The sequence below is a fragment of the Collinsella sp. TF10-11AT genome (genome assembly GCF_003437565.1).
Taxonomy (GTDB): Bacteria; Actinomycetota; Coriobacteriia; order Coriobacteriales; family Coriobacteriaceae; genus Collinsella.
In genome coordinates, this window is record NZ_QSQW01000002.1 from 145,105 (window position 1) to 163,967 (window position 18,863).

Annotated in this window: 16 protein-coding genes and 1 tRNA gene; 6 read left to right on the forward strand and 11 right to left on the reverse strand. The window is 61.9% G+C overall.

The features are described 5' to 3' along the window. Positions 1–20 precede the first annotated feature (20 nt). From glf to aroF, 11 genes are all read right to left on the reverse strand, one after another. Positions 21–1,145: a UDP-galactopyranose mutase gene (gene glf / locus DXC99_RS02100; RefSeq protein ID WP_117629141.1), complete on the reverse strand. Its 1,125-nt coding sequence runs from the start codon at positions 1,143–1,145 to the stop codon at positions 21–23. Between the two features lie 152 nt (positions 1,146–1,297). Continuing rightward, positions 1,298–2,299: a translation initiation factor 2 gene (locus DXC99_RS02105; RefSeq protein WP_117629142.1), complete on the reverse strand. Its 1,002-nt coding sequence runs from the start codon at positions 2,297–2,299 to the stop codon at positions 1,298–1,300. Further along, on the reverse strand, positions 2,299–2,748 hold the full coding sequence (locus DXC99_RS02110) for a DUF4869 domain-containing protein (protein ID WP_117629143.1): 450 nt from the start codon (positions 2,746–2,748) through the stop codon (positions 2,299–2,301). Before DXC99_RS02110 ends, DXC99_RS02105 begins: the two co-directional genes overlap by 1 nt. A gap of 131 nt (positions 2,749–2,879) precedes the next feature. Next, positions 2,880–3,317, reverse strand: a complete 438-nt coding sequence (aroQ, locus tag DXC99_RS02115; RefSeq protein ID WP_117629144.1) for a type II 3-dehydroquinate dehydratase — start codon at positions 3,315–3,317, stop codon at positions 2,880–2,882. Between the two features lie 99 nt (positions 3,318–3,416). Further along, positions 3,417–4,655, reverse strand: coding sequence for a shikimate kinase (locus DXC99_RS02120; protein ID WP_117629145.1), 1,239 nt, complete (start codon positions 4,653–4,655; stop codon positions 3,417–3,419). After that, entirely contained in the window at positions 4,656–5,801 is a 1,146-nt protein-coding gene (gene pheA / locus DXC99_RS02125) for a prephenate dehydratase (protein WP_117629146.1), read from the reverse strand. Positions 5,802–5,844: 43 nt separating this feature from the next. Then, a complete protein-coding gene (aroC, locus tag DXC99_RS02130) occupies positions 5,845–6,942 on the reverse strand; it encodes a chorismate synthase (RefSeq protein ID WP_117629147.1) in 1,098 nt (365 codons plus the stop codon). Between the two features lies 1 nt (position 6,943). Next, positions 6,944–8,263, reverse strand: a complete 1,320-nt coding sequence (gene aroA, locus DXC99_RS02135) for a 3-phosphoshikimate 1-carboxyvinyltransferase (RefSeq protein WP_117629148.1) — start codon at positions 8,261–8,263, stop codon at positions 6,944–6,946. After that, entirely contained in the window at positions 8,257–9,363 is a 1,107-nt protein-coding gene (gene aroB / locus DXC99_RS02140) for a 3-dehydroquinate synthase (protein ID WP_117629149.1), read from the reverse strand. Before aroB ends, aroA begins: the two co-directional genes overlap by 7 nt. A gap of 36 nt (positions 9,364–9,399) precedes the next feature. Then, the gene (locus tag DXC99_RS02145; protein WP_117629150.1) at positions 9,400–10,314 is read right to left on the reverse strand and encodes a prephenate dehydrogenase/arogenate dehydrogenase family protein; all 915 of its coding nucleotides are present in this window, start codon (positions 10,312–10,314) and stop codon (positions 9,400–9,402) included. Positions 10,315–10,317: 3 nt separating this feature from the next. Beyond that, positions 10,318–11,340, reverse strand: a complete 1,023-nt coding sequence (gene aroF / locus DXC99_RS02150) for a 3-deoxy-7-phosphoheptulonate synthase (protein ID WP_117629151.1) — start codon at positions 11,338–11,340, stop codon at positions 10,318–10,320. Positions 11,341–11,544: 204 nt separating this feature from the next. Between aroF and DXC99_RS02155 the strand changes: the two genes are divergently transcribed. From DXC99_RS02155 to DXC99_RS02180, 6 genes are all read left to right on the forward strand, one after another. Continuing rightward, positions 11,545–11,621, forward strand: a tRNA-Arg gene (locus DXC99_RS02155). Positions 11,622–11,697: 76 nt separating this feature from the next. Then, positions 11,698–14,415, forward strand: coding sequence for an HAD-IC family P-type ATPase (locus tag DXC99_RS02160; protein WP_117629152.1), 2,718 nt, complete (start codon positions 11,698–11,700; stop codon positions 14,413–14,415). Positions 14,416–14,518: 103 nt separating this feature from the next. After that, positions 14,519–15,661, forward strand: coding sequence for a zinc ribbon domain-containing protein (locus tag DXC99_RS02165; RefSeq protein WP_158551609.1), 1,143 nt, complete (start codon positions 14,519–14,521; stop codon positions 15,659–15,661). A 107-nt stretch (positions 15,662–15,768) separates the two neighbouring features. Further along, complete coding sequence (locus tag DXC99_RS02170; RefSeq protein ID WP_055249980.1) at positions 15,769–16,311, forward strand: peptidylprolyl isomerase; 543 nt, start codon at positions 15,769–15,771, stop codon at positions 16,309–16,311. Between the two features lie 11 nt (positions 16,312–16,322). Further along, a complete protein-coding gene (locus DXC99_RS02175) occupies positions 16,323–17,627 on the forward strand; it encodes a tetratricopeptide repeat protein (RefSeq protein ID WP_233505648.1) in 1,305 nt (434 codons plus the stop codon). 127 nt (positions 17,628–17,754) lie between these two features. Next, positions 17,755–18,786: a rod shape-determining protein gene (locus tag DXC99_RS02180; RefSeq protein ID WP_006236061.1), complete on the forward strand. Its 1,032-nt coding sequence runs from the start codon at positions 17,755–17,757 to the stop codon at positions 18,784–18,786. Positions 18,787–18,863 lie beyond the last annotated feature (77 nt).

An 18,863-nucleotide genomic window follows, 5' to 3' on the forward strand; every position in this document is an offset into this window, starting at 1 on the left:
TTGGCTGAGCGTCCTCGCTCCTACGCCTCAGTCGGCTCCACGCCCAGCTCGTTGCGGACGAGCTCGAAGGCTGCTGCGATGGCCTTGTCCATGTCGTAGTACTTGTAGCCGCCCAGGCGACCGGCAAAGATCATGTCGCCCTCCTGCGCCGCCAGCTCCTCGTATTGCTTGTAGAGGGCCTCGTTCTTGGCGTCGTTGATGGGGTAGTAGGGCTCGTCGCCGGGCTTCCAGTCGGCCGGGTACTCGCGCGTGATGACGGTCTTGTCCTGCGTGCCGAACTCAAAGTGCTTATGCTCGATGATTCGCGTGTAGGGGATCTCGCGCTCGGTGTAGTTGACCACGGCAACGCCCTGGTGGTCCTGCTCGTCGAGCGTCTCGGTCTCAAAGCGCAGGCTGCGATACTCCAGCGTGCCCAGCTTAAAGTCATAGAACGCGTCGATGGGGCCGCAGTAGATCGTCTTGGCGGCAATGTCGGGCTCGGCGGCGATCAACTCCTTGTACTCCACGCCGCAACGCACCTCGATGTCCTCGAGCATGTTGGCGACCATCTTGGTGTATCCGCCCATGGGGATGCCCTGATAGCGGTCGTTGAAGTAGTTGTTGTCGTAGGTGAAGCGGCAGGGGAGGCGCTTGATGATGCTTGCGGGCAGGTCCTTGCAGTCGCGGCCCCACTGCTTCTCGGTGTAACCCTTCACGAGCGTCTCGAAGATGTCGCGGCCCACGAGGGACAGGGCCTGCTCCTCCAGGTTTGCCGGCTCGCCGATGTTCTCGGCGGCCACCTGCTCGGCAATCTTGGCCTTGGCGTCGGCCGGCGTGACGACGCCCGGCCACATCTTGGCGAAGGTGTTCATGTTGAAGGGCATGTTGTACATGTTGCCGTGGAAGTTTGCGACCGGCGAGTTGACGTAGTTGTTGAACTCGGCGAAGCGGTTGACGTAGTCCCAGACGTCCTTCATGGAGGTGTGGAAGATGTGCGCGCCGTAGCGGTGGACCTGGATGCCCTCGACGTCCTCGGTATAGATGTTGCCGGCGATGTGGTCGCGGCGATCGATGACCAGGACCGACTTGCCGGCGCGCTTGGCGGCATTGGCGAATACGGCGCCCGAAAGGCCGGCGCCGACGACGAGGTAATCGTACTGGGACATGGATGTGCTCCTTTGTATGTCAATCGGACAGTTCCTTTAGTTTAGGGACAAACATACCTAATGTGTCGCCCCAAGGGTTAGTGTAGCAGTCGTTCCCTCGGCAGCTCCAAAGCGTGGGCGTTGCCTGGTTTCCAAATGATGTTAAGGACTCGCTATTCCGCCCTCAGGCACTCGGGCAAGATGCTTGCAACTGCATCCATCGCCTGTGGCCTCAGATACTGCTCATTGAGCTTCGTCTTTTTGTAAGCATAACGAGTGTCTGCCGAGTACTTGATCAATACGTCGGTGAAGAACCGCTCCCAGCTCAGGTAGTCGCGGCTTTCGATGTAGTTCGAGGGGTCCTCGAGAATCTTTGGGATATCGTTGCTGGGAATGAGGCCAGATTGCAGAAGCGTCCACTCGAATGATTCCGGGAGGAACAAGCGAACGTTCTTGTAAACGCGCTGCCCAAGCACCTTTTCGATGTAAGGGCCAAACGCTGCGCCGTCTCTTATGGCAAGGATGTTTTGCTCGGGACATTCGTGAATCGTTCGTTTTAGGTTTGCTACGCCGGTGGCGGAATAGCAGGGGATCCCGAGTCGGTTGCAAAGAGCGTTGTAGAATTGATAGCCAGATTTGCTGTCCTCGACAACTACGGCGTCGGGTATCTCGAATCCAACATTTAGATCCTGATACAACATGCTTGCCGTGTGGTCATATAGCGGCTTGGTCACCGAGTAGAAGCGTCTGTCGCTCTTGCGGCCATTAATTGTCTTGCTTGTGGTGTTGACTAGCTTTAGGATCTCGTCGACGCTGTAGGGGAGTTCGTTGGCGTCGCGACGAGATATCAGAACAAAATAGTTGGACGATCCGTTTACGGCTTTGGCGAAGTCCTTTGAGTAGATAAACTCGTTGCCCTCATCTAGAAAGACGATCGAATCTTCGATGATCGACAGCTCGCGCTCCCAGCGTCTGCCGGAAAGCGTTTCGCAGGGCACGTCACAACTGAGCGTGACGCCGCTCTCCGGTCCACGATCGTTGTAGTCGCGAATCATCGAGATGAGTGTCGTTTTGCCCGTGCCGCTGTTACCGCGAATGAAGGAAATGTTGCGTTTAAAGGTGAGTGTGTATTTGACCTTTGCACGCTCTACGACAACGGTATGCGTTCCCTTCATTACTCATCAACATCCAAAAAGTCATTCGTGGCGCCGATAAACTCCTGCATGTTTCTGACGATGCGGTCATCGTTATTAATGCGAATCTCAAAATGCTTCCAGGGGAATTTCATGATGTGGTAAAGGGTTACCAGCACATCCTGCTCTTTGCCAATTTTGAGCAGCCAGCGGGCGCAGTTATCTCCGCAAGTGGATGCATTAAACACCATGTTTGGCAGATTGCGCACCAGCAGCAGCGTCTTAACGCCGCCGGAAAGCTCGAGGGGCGTAATCGAACCGAGCTGTTTGCTGATGATGTTGTGGGGGCCGATGAGCTCTGATCCGTCCACGCTTTTAATCATCTGTGCGGCCATAGGGTCTTCGAACCATGAGTCCAAGTATGAGTTCCTAAAATAGGTTTCGGTATCGTAGATGGAACCGGGATAATCTCCCAGATGGATGCTTAACATGCGCGTCTCCAGACGTTGTGTGACTGCAACGATTGTATGCCAGTAATAAAGTGCCGCCAGTAGCGAGGTTGCTGCTGGCGGCACTGGCTATATTAGCGTGCGAATCGGCGTTGATGGATTTGCTCGCGAGGCTACTTTTCGAGACGCTTCCCCAGCAGCTCTAACGCATGCGCGTAGCCCTGCAGACCCTCGCCGGTGATGGTGGCGAAGCAGGCCAGGCGGGCGTAGCTTATCTGGCGGAAGTCCTCGCGGGTCTCGACGGCGCTGATGTGGACCTCGACGGCAGGGATGGCGACGGCCTTGAGGGCATCGAGGATCGCGACGCTCGTGTGCGTGTAGGCCGCCGGGTTGATGACGATGCCGTCGACCTTGCCGTAGGCCTCCTGGATCTTGTCGACGATGCTGCCCTCGTGGTTGGACTGGAAGACCTCGACCTCGTCGAAGCCCTGCGCGGCTCCTGCCTCCTTGCAGATCTGGACCAAGCGGTCGTAGTTGTCGCTACCGTAGATGCCCGGCTCGCGAATGCCGAGCATGTTGAGGTTGGGGCCGTTGATGACGAGTGCTTTCATGGTTGCTTCCTTTGTGGTTGGTTGGCGTGGCCGGTCTTGTGGTCTTCGACGTTTGCCCAGATAAAACCTGCCAAAATAAACCTGTCCCTTTTTGGCAGGTTAGAGGGTATCGAGGAGGGCTTGGGCGGTGTTGGCGGCGCAGTCGCGTGAGTCGATGATGTAGTCGGCCCAAGCGCAGTAGCGCGGCATGCGCTGCTCGGCGAGCTTGTCGATACCGTCGCGGGCGGTGATGGGGCGGCCCTTGTGGGCGAGTTCGTCGAGCTTGCGGTTGAGCATCACAATCTGGCTGTTCTGGTGCAGCAGCGGGTAGTTCTCGTCCCGCGTGACCACGCCGCCGCCGGTGGAGAGCACCAGGCCGCTGCGCTTGGAGATGTCGGACAACGCCGCCGTCTCCTGCTCGCGGAAGGCCGCCTCGCCGCGCTCGACGATATAGTCGGCACAGGGCATGCCCAGACGCTTCTCAAGCGCGGCGTCTAAGTCGATGTGCTCGCGGCCGGTGAGCAGGGCGATCTGCTCACCCACGCGGGTTTTGCCCGAGCCCGGCATGCCGATCAGGGCGATGTTCTGTTCGCGGCGTGACAAGCGTTCCGTCACGTCCAGGATGCGCTCACGCGGGGTGACCTGGCCGGTATAGCGCTCGACGGCTTGCGCCGCCTGGGCCACAAGCATGAGCAAACCGCCGATGCAGGGGATACCGCGGCGCTCGGCCTCGAGCATGAGTCCCGTGCGGGCGGGGTTGTAGACAATGTCGATAACGCCTTCGAGCGCATCGAGTCCTTCGAGCGTGCAAGGCGCGTCGGGGCAGTGGGGGAACATGCCGGCAGGCGTGCAGTTGACGAGCAGGGCGGCGTCGGACTGCTGCGCGATGTTGCCGTAGTTGACCTCGCTCGTGCGGCCCACGGGCACGACTGTGGCGCCCAGATCGCCGAGCACCATGCTTGCCGTGGTGCCGGCACCACCGGTGGCGCCAAGCACGAGGACCTTTTTGCCGGCAACCTCTACGCCCAGCTCCTCGACCAGGCACTGAAAACCGAAGTAGTCAGTATTATCGCCGCGCAGACGGCCGTCGGGCAGGCGCGTGATGGTATTGACGTTTCCCATGCGCTCGGCGAGCGGGCTCAGCTCGTCCAGGTACTCCATAACGGCGCGCTTGTAGGGGATGGTCACGTTGGTACCCTCCCATTCGTCGCCCGTCATAAAGGCCGCGAGGTCCTCGGGTTCGCGCTCAAATCGCACGTACTCGAGCCCCGCGAGCTCTTTGTAGATGGTCGGCGTGTAGCTGTGGCCTAGCACACGGCCCAGCACGCCATAGGGGCGGGTTGCGGCGGTATCGGTCATCTAGAGCACCTCCGTGTAGCTGCCAAAGTAGGTAAAGCTCTCGCACACGTCGTTGATCGAATCGAGCAGGTCGTCGAGAGCCTTGCTGCCAAAGGGGCAGTCCAGATCAAAGTAGAACATAAACTCAAAGTCGCGGCCGGGGATGGGGCGGCTCTCGAGCTTGATGAGGTTGATATTGAGCGCGTAGAAGCGCTCGAGTACGCGATAGAGGGCGCCCGGCTCATTGGCCGTGGTGATCATGAGTGAGGTGCGGTTGGCGCCGGGGTAGACGCGCGGCTCGCGGCTGATGACGACAAAGCGCGTGTAGTTGTTGTCCGAGTCCTGGATGTTGGGTTCCAGCACCTCCAGGCCATAGAGTGCCGCGCAGCTGCGCGATGCGATGGCAGCAACATCGGCGCGCTCGGAGTTGGCGACCATCTCGGCCGACATAGCCGTGTTGGGGTACTTGGTGGCGTGCAGGTCGTGGGACTCGATAAAGCCGGCACACTGGGCAATGGCTTGGTCGTGGCTGTAGACCTCGCGTATGTCATCGAGCTTGGTGCCGGGCTTGACGAGCAGGTTGTGATCGATCTTGAGGCGCAGCGAGCGCACGATGTGGAAGTCGAACTGGGCGAGCAGGTCGTAGACAGCGTTGACCGAGCCGGCGGTGGAGTTCTCGATGGGCAGCACGCCAAACTCGCAGAAGCCGTCGCGCACAGCGCGCATAACGCCTTCGAAGGTCTCGAAGAACGCAATGTCGGGCACGTCGAAGAGCCTGCACGCGGCAATTTGGCTATAGGCGCCCTCGACGCCCTGGCAGGCGACGCTAGCCGTCTGGGGGAAAGGCGTGTCAAAGGCTGCAGCCGTGGCGTGGGCCTTTTGTGAGACGGTGATGCCCTTGAGCTCGTTGATGTAGCGCTGTTGCTCGGCCTTGCTCATGCTCATGAGGAGGCGGAACAGGGTGATGGCTTGGGCCTCGTAGCGCTCGGGCACGCGGCTGGCGAGATTGTTGAGCTTGGAGCGCTCACGGGCGGGGTCGAAGACGGCCTTGCCCATCTCGATTTTAGACTTGGCGACCTCGGTGGCAATGTCCATGCGCTCGACAAAACTGTTGAGGAGCGTGGTGTCGATGCCATCGATGGCCTGGCGGATGTCAGCAAGGTCCATGGAGACCCCTTTCACGTGTCGGGGGATGTTGAGGGGTGGGTAGTTAGCGCTGGGCGGCGTCTTCGAGGAGGGCGTCCCAGATGGCAAGGGCGGCGGCTGCCTCGGCTACGGGGACGGCTCGGGGGACGATGCAGGGATCGTGGCGGCCGTGGACCGAGAGCTCGGCATTTTCCATAGCGTCCATGTCCACCGTCTGCTGCTCGCGCCCAATTGAGGGCGTCGGCTTTACGGCCATGCGCCACATGACGGGCGCGCCGGTCGAAATACCGCCCAGGATGCCGCCGGCGTTGTTGGACTCGACCTCGATCTCGCCGGTCTCGGCATCGATGCGATACGGATCGTTGTTCTCGCTGCCACGCATGGCGGCCACGGCAAAGCCCATGCCAAACTCCACGCCCTTTACGGCGGGAATGCCAAACGCGATTTGCGCGATGCGGTTCTCGATGCCATCGAACATGGGGTCGCCGATGCCCGCAGGAAGCCCGTAAATGCCGCACTCCACGATGCCGCCGATGCTGTCGAGTTCGTCGCGCGCGGCTAGGATTTCCTCGTGCATGCGGCCGGCGGCGGCGGCGTCAATGCACGGCAGATCGTTCGTAAGGATCGCCTTGCGGTCGGCCTCGCGATAGACCATGTCGTCCATCGGCAGGTCGGAGATGCCGCCGATCTGCGCTACATGCGCCATCACTTTAATGCCGCGGGCCTCGAGTGCCTGCAGCGCAATGCCGCCGGCGATGCACAGGGGTGCCGTTAGGCGGCCGGAGAAGTGTCCGCCGCCGGCGACATCGTGCATGTTGTGATACTTCACGCGCGCAGGGAAGTCCGCATGTCCGGGGCGGGGCTTGCGGCGCAGTTCGGAGTAATCCTTGGAGCGCGTGTTGGTGTTCTCGATAATCGCGGCGATGGGCGCGCCGGTGGTATGTCCATCGACCACACCGGCGATGATGTGGGCGGCGTCGGCCTCGCGGCGTTTGGTCGCGGTCTCGTCGCGACCGGGGGCACGACGGTCAAGGAAGGCCTGCAGCTGCTCCTGGTCAACAGCGATGCCCGCCGGAATGCCATCGAGGGAGCAGCCGATGGCGGGGGAGTGCGACTGGCCGAAGATGCTTACGTGCAAGACGTTGCCAAAGGTCGAGGACATGCTATTCCTCCTCGAGTGTGACCTTGCCGCCCAGCAGGCGGTAGTGGCCGAAGAAATCGGGATAGGACTTGTTGACGGCCTCGGCGCCGTGGATCACGACCTCGCCGGTGGCGCGGCTCGCGGCGATAGCGGCCATCATGGCGATGCGATGGTCGTTGTGCGAATCGACCTCGCCGCCGGTGAAGGCATCGACACCCTTGATGATGAGGTCATAGCCGGCAATGCGCACCTGCGCGCCCAGCGCGGTGAGCTCGCGGGTGGTGGTGACCAGACGGTCGGATTCCTTGATGCGCAGACGGGCGCAATCGCGAATAAAGGTGCGGCCCTGTGCCAACGAGGCCACGGCCGAGATGACGGGCACCAGGTCCGGAATGTCGTGGGCACTCATCTCAAAGCCGGCGAGCTTGTCGGACTGCACGGTGGCGGCGTTGGTGGAGCGCACGATGCGGGCGCCAAAGCGCGAAAGCGCGGCAAGCACGTTACGGTCGCCCTGTGCGGAGCTCAGTGACACGCCCTCGACGGTGATTGGGTCGGTGCCGATGGCACCGGCGCACAGCCAAAAGGCGGCGTTGGACCAGTCGCCCTCGACGGCTACGCTGCCGGGCGTGCGGTACGAGCCGCTGCTCACGCGGAAGTTCGTGACCTCGGGCTGGCCGTCCTTGGCCGGAATGCGCTCGACGTTGACCTCGACGCCAAAGGCCTTCATGGCCTGTATCGTCAGGTTGATGTAGGGGCGGCTCTCGATGAGGCCGGTTACCTGCACGCAGGAGGGCTGGGCCAGCAGCGGGGCTGCCAGCAGCAGGCCCGAGATGTACTGCGAGCTCACGTTGCCCGGAAGCACAAAGGTGCCCGGGCGCATGCGGCCGCTCGTCTTGAGCGGAAAACCGCCCAGACCCTGTAGGTCGCAGCCGGCGGCGATGATCTCGTCCGAGAGCGGGGAGAGCGGGCGGGCGCCCAGGCGGCCCTGGCCTACGAAGGTGGCATCCGCACCCAGCGCGCAGGCGACAGGCAGCATAAAGCGCAGCGTGGAGCCACTTTCACCGCAGTCAAGCGTGCCGCCGGCAAGGGCCTTGAGCAGGCCAAACTCAACACTCTTCATGGTGGGGTGGACCTGGAAGCCGTCCTCGACGGTCTCGATGCGAGCACCCAGTGCCGTAAGGCAGCGCACCGTGGCCTCGATGTCGGCGCAGGTGGTGTTGCAGGTGACGTGCGTCTCGCCGTTGGCAAGCGCAGCGCAGATGATGAGGCGATGCGCCATCGACTTGGACGCGATGGCGGGAACGGTGCCCTTGAGCGGGGACGGGGTGATGCGGGCTAGCATGCGGATGCGTCTCCCTTCTGGCCGAGGCCCTCGGCAATGAGTTCGTGGAAAGTGGAAAGCGGTGTGCGGTCGATGCTGCAGCGGCCAATGCCGTGCGGAATCACCAGGTCTATGGTGTCGCCCGCGCGCTTCTTGTCGTGGAGCGCCTCGGCAAAGACGGTATCGGCATCTAGGTCACAGCGGGTCGTGAGGCCATGACGGGCGCAGAGTTCCTCAATACGACCGGGCAGTGCGGCATCGCAGACGCCGTGCAGGGCCGCGGCGCGCGTGATGATGCCCATGCCGATCGACACGCAGTTGCCGTGTCCCAGCTCAAAGTGCTCGCAGGCCTCGACGGCGTGTCCGGCGCTGTGTCCAAAGTTGAGGAGCTTGCGCTGGTTGGTTTCGCGCTCGTCGGCGACGACCACGGCGCGCTTGATGTCGATATTGCGGGCGATGATGAGCGCTACGCGGGCCACATCGCGGTTGAGCAGCTCCAGCGTGAGCGGGGTCTTCTCCAGCTCGGCGAAAAGCTCCAGGTCGGCGATCACGGCGTGCTTGACGACCTCGCCGCAGCCGTCGGCGAACTGCTCGGGCGTGAGGGTGGCCAGGCACCCCACGTCGGCGATAACCACGCTCGGCTGCCAAAAGGCGCCGGCCAAGTTCTTGCCGGCAGCCAGGTCGATGGCGGTCTTGCCTCCCACCGATGAATCCACCATGGCGAGCAGGCTCGTCGGGATCTGCACAAACTTGCAGCCGCGCATGTAGGTGGCGGCCACAAAGCCCGCCACGTCGCCCACGACGCCGCCGCCGAGTGCCACGATCACGTCGGAGCGCGAAAGCTCGTGCTCGGCCACAAACTCCAAAATGGCAACGTAGGTCTCGGCGCGCTTATGGGCCTCGCCGGCCTCGAAGGTGCAGATGCTCACCTCGTAGCCTGACGCCTCCAGGCTCTGCTTAACGGGCATCTGGTAGAGCGGGCCCACGTTGGTGTCCGTCACGATGACGGCCTTGGTGCCGCCGGCGGTGGCGCGCACGAGCGGCCCCGCCTGCTCCAACAAAAACGTGCCAACATGCACCTGGTAGGGGCGTGCAGTGTCGATATCGATGGTAATCGCCATAAGCTTCGGTCCTTTCGACCTGGCGTGATGGGTTGTCTAGTGGGAGGCCTCGTCGTCGAGTGCGCGCTTAATGCGGTCGCCCTCGGCAAGGAGATTCTCCAGATAGCGCTGGTCGCGGTCCTTGAGCGCGCGGCTGTAGGCGCCAAGCGATTCGATCAGATGGTCGATCTCGAAGGCGAGCGCGTCGGCGTCGTCGATCATGAGCTCGGACCACATTTGCGGGTTGAGGTGCGCCACGCGGGTGAGATCGCGGTAGCTACCGGCCGAAAAGCCGTGGTGGACCTGGGCAGTGGGGCTTTTGACGTAGGCGTTGGATACCACGTGCGCAAGCTGGCTCGTGAAGGCGATGACACGGTCGTGCTCGGCGGCGCTGGTCACGCTGAACTTGCCAAAGCCCAAGGGGCGCACCATCTCGCGCACCTGGCCCAAAAGCTCCAGCTTGAGCGCATCGTCCACCGCGGGCGGTACGAGCACCAGCGGGGCGCCCTGGAACAGGTCGGCGCGGGAGTGTGCATAGCCCGAGTACTGCGTGCCCGCCATGGGGTGCGCGCCCACAAAGTAAAAGCCGTGCTCGTGGGCAAGCTCAAAGGCGCGCTCGCACACGATACCCTTGACGCCCACCGTGTCAATTACCACGGGGCCCATGATGGCCTCGGTATCGGTGGCGTCGGCGAGTGCCTGGGCGTGTGCCTCGAGCCACTCGATGCAGGCTTCGGGGTAGCAAGCCAGGACGATGATGTCGCATTCGCCGAGCGTCTCGTCGTTGAGCTCGCCGGCAACGGTGCCCATGCTGGCAGCCGTCATGACATCGTCATCGGGATCCCAGGCCAGCACGCGGACGCCCGCCTGCGCATAGCCGCGGGCAAAGCTGCCGCCGATGAGGCCAAGGCCGACGATGCCGGCGCACTTGGGGCCGCCCTGGTTAACGCGCGCGTTTCTCACTGTACCCATGGGCTACTCCATGGTCTCTTGGCAGACGACCTCGCGGATGGCTCGGATGCGGCGCATGGTGTCGTCGAACTGATCGGGGGTGAGGGCCTGGGCGCCGTCGGACCAGGCGCGGCTCGGCTCGTCGTGGACCTCGATCTCCAGGCCGTTGGCGCCGCAGGCGGTCGCGGCAAGCGCCATGGGCTCAACGTAGCGGGTGTAGCCGGTGGCGTGGCTGGGGTCGGCGACGACGGGCAGGTGCGACAGGTGGTGCAGCACCGGCACGGCGTTGAGGTCGAAGGTGTTGCGAGTACGGGTTTCGAAGGTGCGGATGCCGCGCTCGCACAGGATGACGTTGTCGTTGCCCTCGCTCATGATGTACTCGGCGGCCATGAGCAGCTCATCGATCGTGCCGGACATGCCGCGCTTAAGCAAGATCGGAGTCTTGGTCTTGCCGACCTCTTTGAGCAGAGGGAAGTTCTGGGCGTTGCGGGCGCCGATCTGCATGACGTCGATCTTCTTGTCCAGGAAGACCTGCACGTCGCGCGGGTCCATGATCTCGGTGACGATCGGCATGTCGAGCTCGGCAGACGCCTCGCACAGCAGGTCCAGGCCGGCGGGACCCATGCCCTGGTAGGCGTACGGGGAGGTGCGGGGCTTGTAGGCGCCGCCGCGCAACATCGTGGCGCCGGCGGCCTTCACGCGGCGGGCGATGCGGATGAGGTTCTCGCCCTCGACGGAGCACGGGCCGGCGATGACCTGGAACTGGTCGCCGCCGATCTTGACGCCGTGGCCGCAGTCGATGACGGAGTCCTCGGGGTGGAACTTGCGGTTGGCGCGCTTGAACGGCTCGGAGACGCGCTGCACGCGCTCGACGACGTCCATGGACTCGAGCAGGAACGGGTCGATCTTGGTCGTATCGCCCACCAGGCCGATGATCGTCTCGTTCTCGCCGCGCGAGACGTCGGTTTTCAGGCCCTTTTTCTCAATCCAGCTGACGATATGGCTGACGGCCTCGTCGCTGGCGCTCTGCTTTAAAATTGCAATCATGGTGTGCCTCTCACCTCGATGGATAACCCTTGCAAAAACGGCCCGCATCGCGAGCCGTGTATATATGGTGCATGAGAGTTTATACTATCTGATTCGCTTTTGCCTTCTAAAGTGAGCCGTTGCGCCGCGTCTTCCCCGGAATTGCAAAGCTTTTTCTTTTATTTTGATAGCCCGTGGTGCACTTGGGTATAATGCCAACCGTTGGCCCTATTAGCTCAGGGGATTAGAGCGTCTGCCTCCGGAGCAGAAGGCCGTTGGTTCGAATCCAACATGGGGCACCATCGAACGTAAGACCGTCCGAACCTCGCATGGTCCGGGCGGTTTTTCTTATACCGACGCGACGTGATGGGACGTGGTATGGCAGCAACGGATATCGAGCGCGGACTCTCGACCGCCGAGGTCGAGGAGCGCATCGCCGCCGGTAAGATCAACCGCAACATGGAGCTCAAGACCAAGTCGGTCAAAGAGCTCATCATCGAGAACCTCTGCACGCTGTTCAATTTGATCAACGTGATCTTGGCGTTCCTGGTCATTTTGACCGGTTCGTTTAAGAATCTGACGTTCCTGTTCGTGGTGTTCCTCAATACCGCTATTGGCGTCATTCAGTCCATGCGTTCCAAGAAGATGGTCGATAAGCTCACGCTGCTGACCTCCAAGAAGGCCATCGCGGTGCGCGACGGCTCCGAGGTTGAGCTCGACCTGGATCAGATTGTGCTCGACGACATCATCCGCCTGGGGCGTGGCGACCAGATTCCCGCTGACGCCGTGGTGGTTTCGGGCGAGGCGCTCGTGAACGAGAGCCTGCTGACGGGCGAGAGCGACCTTATTAAGAAACAGCCCGGTTCCGAGCTCATGAGCGGCAGTTTTATCGACTCGGGCCTGCTGCGCGCCCGCGTGATCCATGTCGGCGCCGACAACTACGTGGCCAAAATTAATAACGAGGCCAAGTACGTCAAAAAGGTCAATTCCGAGATCATGAACGCGCTTAACGCCATCGTGCGCTTTGCGAGCATCATCATGATCCCGCTCGGTTTGGCGTTGTTTGCCTCGAGTGTGAGCGAGCTGTGGGATGCCGCGGGAACCCCAGGCGATAGCGCGCTTTCGTGGTGCTTCTCCGAGCTGTTGGCTGGCCATGTGCCTTCGTCGGCGCTGCTGTCCACAGTGGGCGCCCTGCTGGGCATGATCCCGCAAGGCCTGGTGCTGCTGACCTCGTCGGTGCTCGCCATCGCCACGGTGCGCCTGGCCCGCCGCAAGGTGCTGGCGCAGCAGCTCTACTGCATCGAGACGCTCGCGCGCGTCGACGTGCTGTGCCTGGACAAGACGGGCACCATCACGTCGGGTCGCATGGAGGTCGAGGGCACGTATCCGCTGCCGGTCGAGGGTATGGGTGCGGGGGAGAGCGACGCCGCCGTTCCCGTCGATACCACGGTGCTCGATTTTGCGCTGGCTAACGTGGCGCGTGCGACTTCGGCCGATGCCAACGAGACCTGCCAGGCGCTGCTCAACTATTACGCCGATCGCCCGGTCGAGGTGTCTGAGCCGCTGTCGGTCATTCCGTTCTCGTCCTCCAAAAAGTGGAGTGGCGCTTCGTTTGCGCAGGGCTCCTATGTGATGGGCGCTGCGCAGTTTGTGCTTTCGGAGCGTGCGTTTTCGCAGGTCGAGAACCGTGTCGCCGAGCTTGCCGATACCTGCCGCGTGCTCGTGGTGGCGCGCGTGGACGGCTTTACGCCCGATGGCGATATGGTGGGCGAGGCCGAGCCCGTGGGCTTTGTGACCATCCGCGACGAGATCCGTACCTCGGCGGCCGAGACCATCGGCTACTTTAACGAGCAGGGCGTGACCCTCAACGTGATCAGTGGCGACGACCCGCGTACGGTGTCGTCGATCGCACGCGTGGTGGGCGTGCCGGGGGCGGACGCTTATGTGGACGCCACGACGCTCGATACGCCGGCCAAGCTCGATGCCGCAGTGGACCGCTACCATGTCTTTGGTCGTGTGACCCCGCAGCAGAAGCGCGAGCTCGTGCAGGCACTCAAGCGCCGCGAGCACACCGTGGCCATGACGGGCGACGGCGTCAACGACGTGCTGGCGCTCAAGGAGGCCGACTGCTCCGTCGCCATGGCGGCCGGCTCCGATGCCGCGCGTAACGTGGCCGAGATCGTACTTGTCGACAACGACTTTGCCTCGATGCCCGCCGTGGTGGCCGAGGGCCGTCGCTCCATCAACAACCTGCAGCGTTCGGCTTCGCTGTTCTTGACCAAGACGCTGTTCTCGATGGGCCTGGCGGCGCTGTGCATCGCGCTGCCGCCGTACCCTTTCGAGCCGATTCAGATGACGCTCATCAACTTCTTCTGCATTGGCGCGCCGGGCTTTGTCTTGGGCCTGGAGCCCAACAATGCTCGCGTGAAGGGGTCGTTCCTGACGAACGTGCTCAAGCGGGCACTGCCGGCGTCGATTGCGGTCATTTTGGCCGCGGCGCTCGATATCTTTGTGGCGCGCGTGTTTGGCTTTAACCAGCTCACGCTGTCTACGATGTGCCTGCTTACGTCGTGCGCGGCGAGCGTCAGCCTGATCTGGCGCATCTCGCAGCCTCTCACGCCCTTGCGCGTGGTGCTCTTTGTGTTTGTAGTCGCCGGCATCTTGGTGGGCGTTATCGGATTCCCGGAGCTGCTGTCTATTGCCAACCTGTCGATGGGCCAGATGGTTATCTTGGCTGTCATCGTGGCCTTTACCTGCTCGGTGTTCTTTAAGCTCGCCACGATGATGGATTCGCTTAAGCCGCGTCGTCGTCATGCCGCAACTGGTTTTGGTCGCGGTGTGCGCGTCCGCCTGGGTCGCGGTGGCGGCAAGGTGAGCTCGACGGGTTCGACGGCGGAGCGTTTTGCCAAGCGCGTCGCCGCCGACATGGCGCAGCGCCGCGAATCTCGCACCGTTCGTGAGGCCGAGGCCCGCGCACTCGAGGGCGTGGCCCAGGCCCAGCCCAAGAAAAAGAAGGGTAGCGGAGCCAAGCGCTCTCGCGTAACCAAGTCCGCCCAAGGCATCAAAGTCTCGATGCCGAGCAAAAAGAAGAAGTAGCTACGCGCCCTGGCGATGTTGAATTGGTGCCTTGTTCCTGTGGGGCCGTGGCGATGTTATGCTCTAACCTCGATTGTTTGAATTGCTTCGAAAAGAGGATGCCGTGATCTGCCCGCATTGCCTTAAGACTATCGAGGACGGCGCCTCGTTCTGCCCCTACTGCAACGCCTACGTGGGTCCGGGCGATGGTCCGGAGCACACCGAGTTCGTGTTCTGTGAGGGCTGCGGTGCCCGTCTTTCTCCGCATGATCGTACGTGCCCTAAATGCGGACGCCCCGCTCCGGGTATCCTCTCCGAGGACGCGGCCGCATCCGACCTGGCAGCGGGCCGCACGGCGGGCTTTCCGCGCCTAACGCAAGAGCAGATTGACACCGAGGTGCCTCATGCGTCGACCTCTGCCGCTGCAGTGCTCTCAGACGCCGCCGACCCCAATGAGACCTGCGTGCTGCCGGCTTTCGATAAGGATTTCGGTATCCCCAAGGTCGATATTCCCATGCCCGTTTCCCTGCATGACGATGCTCAAAAACCCAAGCGCAAGGTGCACCCCGACGAGGACGCCTATCACAAGCACAAGCGTCATATTCCCAAGCCGCTTATTGTCATCGCGGTCCTTGCCGTCGTTTGCGGCGGTGCCTATTGGTTCGTGACGGCCGATCCCATGGGTGTTATGCCCGGCTTCTACGACCAGTTTGGCCAAGCTGCACAAACCACCTTCCCCACGCGCCAAAAGGGCGAGGCCACTGAGGACGATACCAAGCAGGACGATTCTGCCGAGGTGGTCCAGGAAGAAACCGTGCTCACCGATGATCAGCTCTATACCAGGCTCGACGGTCTGTATCAGACCATCGTGTCCTATGCTGACGAGGATCAGATCGGAGAGGTCATCGATTCCTTCAACAACGGCTATCTCCGAACGCCGCTGTCCACCCGTCAGGAGCTGTCGCAGAGTGCCTACGCCCTGCGCGACCAGATCAAAAAGACGCAAGATGAGCTCAACAACCTTAAGTACCAGGACGATACGGTCTATGCGGATGACATCACCCACTTAAAGCAGCTTGCCGAGTGGATGTATGAGCGCGTCGACGTGATTTGCCAGAGCTGGGATATCTCGCTGGCCATTCCCGATGGCGAGTCGATGAGTTCCCACCAAAGCGAGATCCTGGCGCCCATCGCGCAGGGCGGCAATAGCGCGCTGAACCAGTACGATGCCAATGTGGGTTCCTGGAAGCCGCAGCAGCGTTCCTAAAATTAGTTCGCCATAGTCGGCATAACCTACGTGCGCAATTGATGTAAGCCCGTGCTTATTGCTACAATTCGTACAAATATGCTTTAAACGCACGAGGAAGGAACCACATGTTTGGTTTTAAGAAAGAGCTCTACACGCCCGAGTATCAGCTTGTCGGCGACGAGTGCGCCGTAATCGAGACGTCGAAGGGTACCATCAAGGTCAAGTTTGACGGCGAGGGCGCTCCCATTCATGTCGCGAATTTCTGCGAGCTTTCCACGATGGGCTTCTATGATGGCCTTAAGTTCCATCGCTATGTGCCCGGTTTTGTTATCCAGGGCGGGGACCCCAATACCCGCGACATGTCCGGCGCCGACGTCGCTGCCGGTCTTGAGGGCCCCGACGGCATGCCCGGTACCGGTGGCCCCGGCTACTGCATCAAGGGCGAGTTTGCCACCAATCCGCGCAACAGCCATGTCGATGGCGCCCTTGCCATGGCACGCTCCATGGACCCCGATTCCGCGGGTTCGCAGTTCTACTTCTGCCTGGGTGCCCAGCATAACCTCGATTCCGGTTACACCGTCTTTGGTACCACGGTCGAGGGTCTCGATGTGATTTCGCAGCTGCGTGCCGGCGACGAGATCGTTCATGTCGAGATCGTTCACGAGTAAAGGGGACTTCCTTGAATAGCCAGCTGATCCAACAGGGCCGCGCCGCTTACCGCGCGGGTGATTTTTCCGCTGCAGCCCAGATGCTTGGGGCGGCAAAAACTCCCGATGAGATTATGGGCGAGGCAGATCACCTTCGTGGCAACGCCTTGATGCACCTGGGCATGTATGCCGAGGCCGCCGAGGCCTATGCCGCCGCCCTCAACGACGGCACCTACGGCAAGCGCGGCGCGCTGCTCACCAACCGCGGCAAGGCGCTCGCCGCCGTGGGCGACTACGCGACGGCCGCCCAGGCGTTCTCTGCTGCTACGCAGGATGCTTCCTATGCCACGCCGTTCAAGGCCTATCTGGGCCTGGGCAATGCGCTGTTCCAGTCGGGCGACTATGCCAACGCGGGAACCGCCTTCCGTCAGGCTGCCATCGACGGCGCCAATCCGGCTCCTGCCGCCGCACTCGGCGAGCTCGGTCGTTGCTTCATTAAGCTCGGCCGTCCGGCGGATGCCGTGGAGACCTACCGCACGGCTATCGACTTTGCCGGCCCCCGCGACGACACGCGTGCGCTCAACGCCGGCATGGGTCAGGCGCTTTCTGCCGCCGGCCGTCCCTCCGACGCACTCGACGCCTTTAACGCCGCTACTGCCGATGGCATCTACCAGCTCACCTCCGAGCAGGCCGATGAGCTTGCCCGCGTGCAGGATTCGCTTGCTGCGCTGTCTGCCCAGACGGCTATGGCCACGGCTCCGGCGCCCGCGATGGACGCTCCTGCCGTCGATCCGCTCGATCCTACGGGTGCGACCGGTCAGTTTATGCCCGATCCCTCGGACACCGGCTTCTTTACGCTGTCCGAGTCCGAGATGGTCCAGCAGGACCGTCAGGATCGTAAGCAGGCCAAGGTCCGTCGTCGCCATCGCCACACGGGCCTCAAAGTCTTCATCGTGCTGCTTCTGCTCATTTTGATCGCCGCGGGCGGTCTGGGCTTTGCCTACACGCGCGGCTTTGGCTTCCCGTCTCAGGAGTCTGTCGTTACCGATCTGTTCCAGGCTGCCGGCGACGGTGACGCCGCAAAGGCCGAGTCTTGCCTGGCCTCGAGCCTGTCCGAGGACGCTAAGTCGATGATTATCTCCTCGATTCCGCAGGGTGCCACCGTGTCCGTCGAGGGCATGGATCAGTCCATGACCGAGACGACCGCCAAGGTGAAGGCATCGCTGTCCAAGGGCGGCGAGCAGGAGTACACCGTCAAATTCGTGCGCTCCGACAACCATATCGGCTGGGCCGTTTCTTCGCTCGATATGGATTTCTCGGCTGCTGACAACCAGTAGTGACCTTATGGGATTTAGCTTTGCCCGGCGCTTCACCGCAAGTGAGGTGTCGGGCTTGCGCTAGTATGATGAGCTAGTAGTTTTCCAGCAATCATCCAACACATCAGGAGTTGCGTTGTTTTCTTTGATGGATATGTTCTTCGGTAGCTATGCGGGCGATCTTGCCATCGACCTCGGCACCGCAAATACGCTTGTCTCCGTGCGCGGGAAGGGCATCGTCATTCGCGAGCCCTCTGTAGTCGCCATCGACAAGAACGACGAGCGCATCCTGGCGGTCGGTATCGAGGCAAAGCGCATGCTCGGCCGTACGCCCGGCAACATCGTGGCCGTTCGTCCCCTGAAGGACGGCGTCATCGCCGACTTCGATGTTACCGAGGCCATGCTTCGCTACTTTATCGACAAGGCGTCCGAGAAGCGCTATCCGTGGACTCCGCGTCCGCGTGTTGTCGTCTGCGTTCCCTCCGGCGTCACGTCGGTCGAGAAGCGCGCTGTCTTTGAGGCCACGATCCAGGCCGGTGCCCGCCAGGCCTATCTGATCGAAGAGCCCATGGCTGCCGCTATCGGCGCCGACCTGCCCGTCGAGGAGCCCACCGGCTCCATGGTCATCGACATCGGTGGCGGTACCACCGAGGTTGCCGTTATCGCTATGGGCGGTATCGTCGTCTCGCAGTCCATCCGTATTGCCGGCGATGAGTTCGACCAGGCTATCCTCACGCACGTTCGCGATGCCTACAACCTTGCCATCGGCGAGCGTACGGCAGAGGACATCAAGATTAAGGTCGGCTCCGCCGTGCCGCTCAAGGACGAGCTCGACGTCGAGGTCAACGGCCGCGACGTGATCACCGGTCTGCCCAAGACCGTGCGCATCGAGAGCGAGGAGATTCGTCGCGCACTCAACAAGCCGCTCGACGAGATGGCCAAGGCCGTCAAGGACGCGCTCGACGCTACGCCTCCCGATCTTGCCTCGGACCTTATGTACTATGGCATTTTGCTGACTGGAGGCGGCGCGCTGCTGCGCGGTCTCGACGTGCGCCTGCGCGATGAGACCGGCGTTTCGGTCAACGTCAGCCCCACGGCGCTCGATAACGTTGTTAACGGCTGTGCCCGCGTGCTCGAGGCCAATGCGTTTGATGGCGGCTTCGTCCAGACCAATGCTTAATTTCCAAAAGGTGGATTCCATTTGGCACGATCTTCGGGTTTCTCTACAAATCTGAATACCAAGCGACAATCAACGGG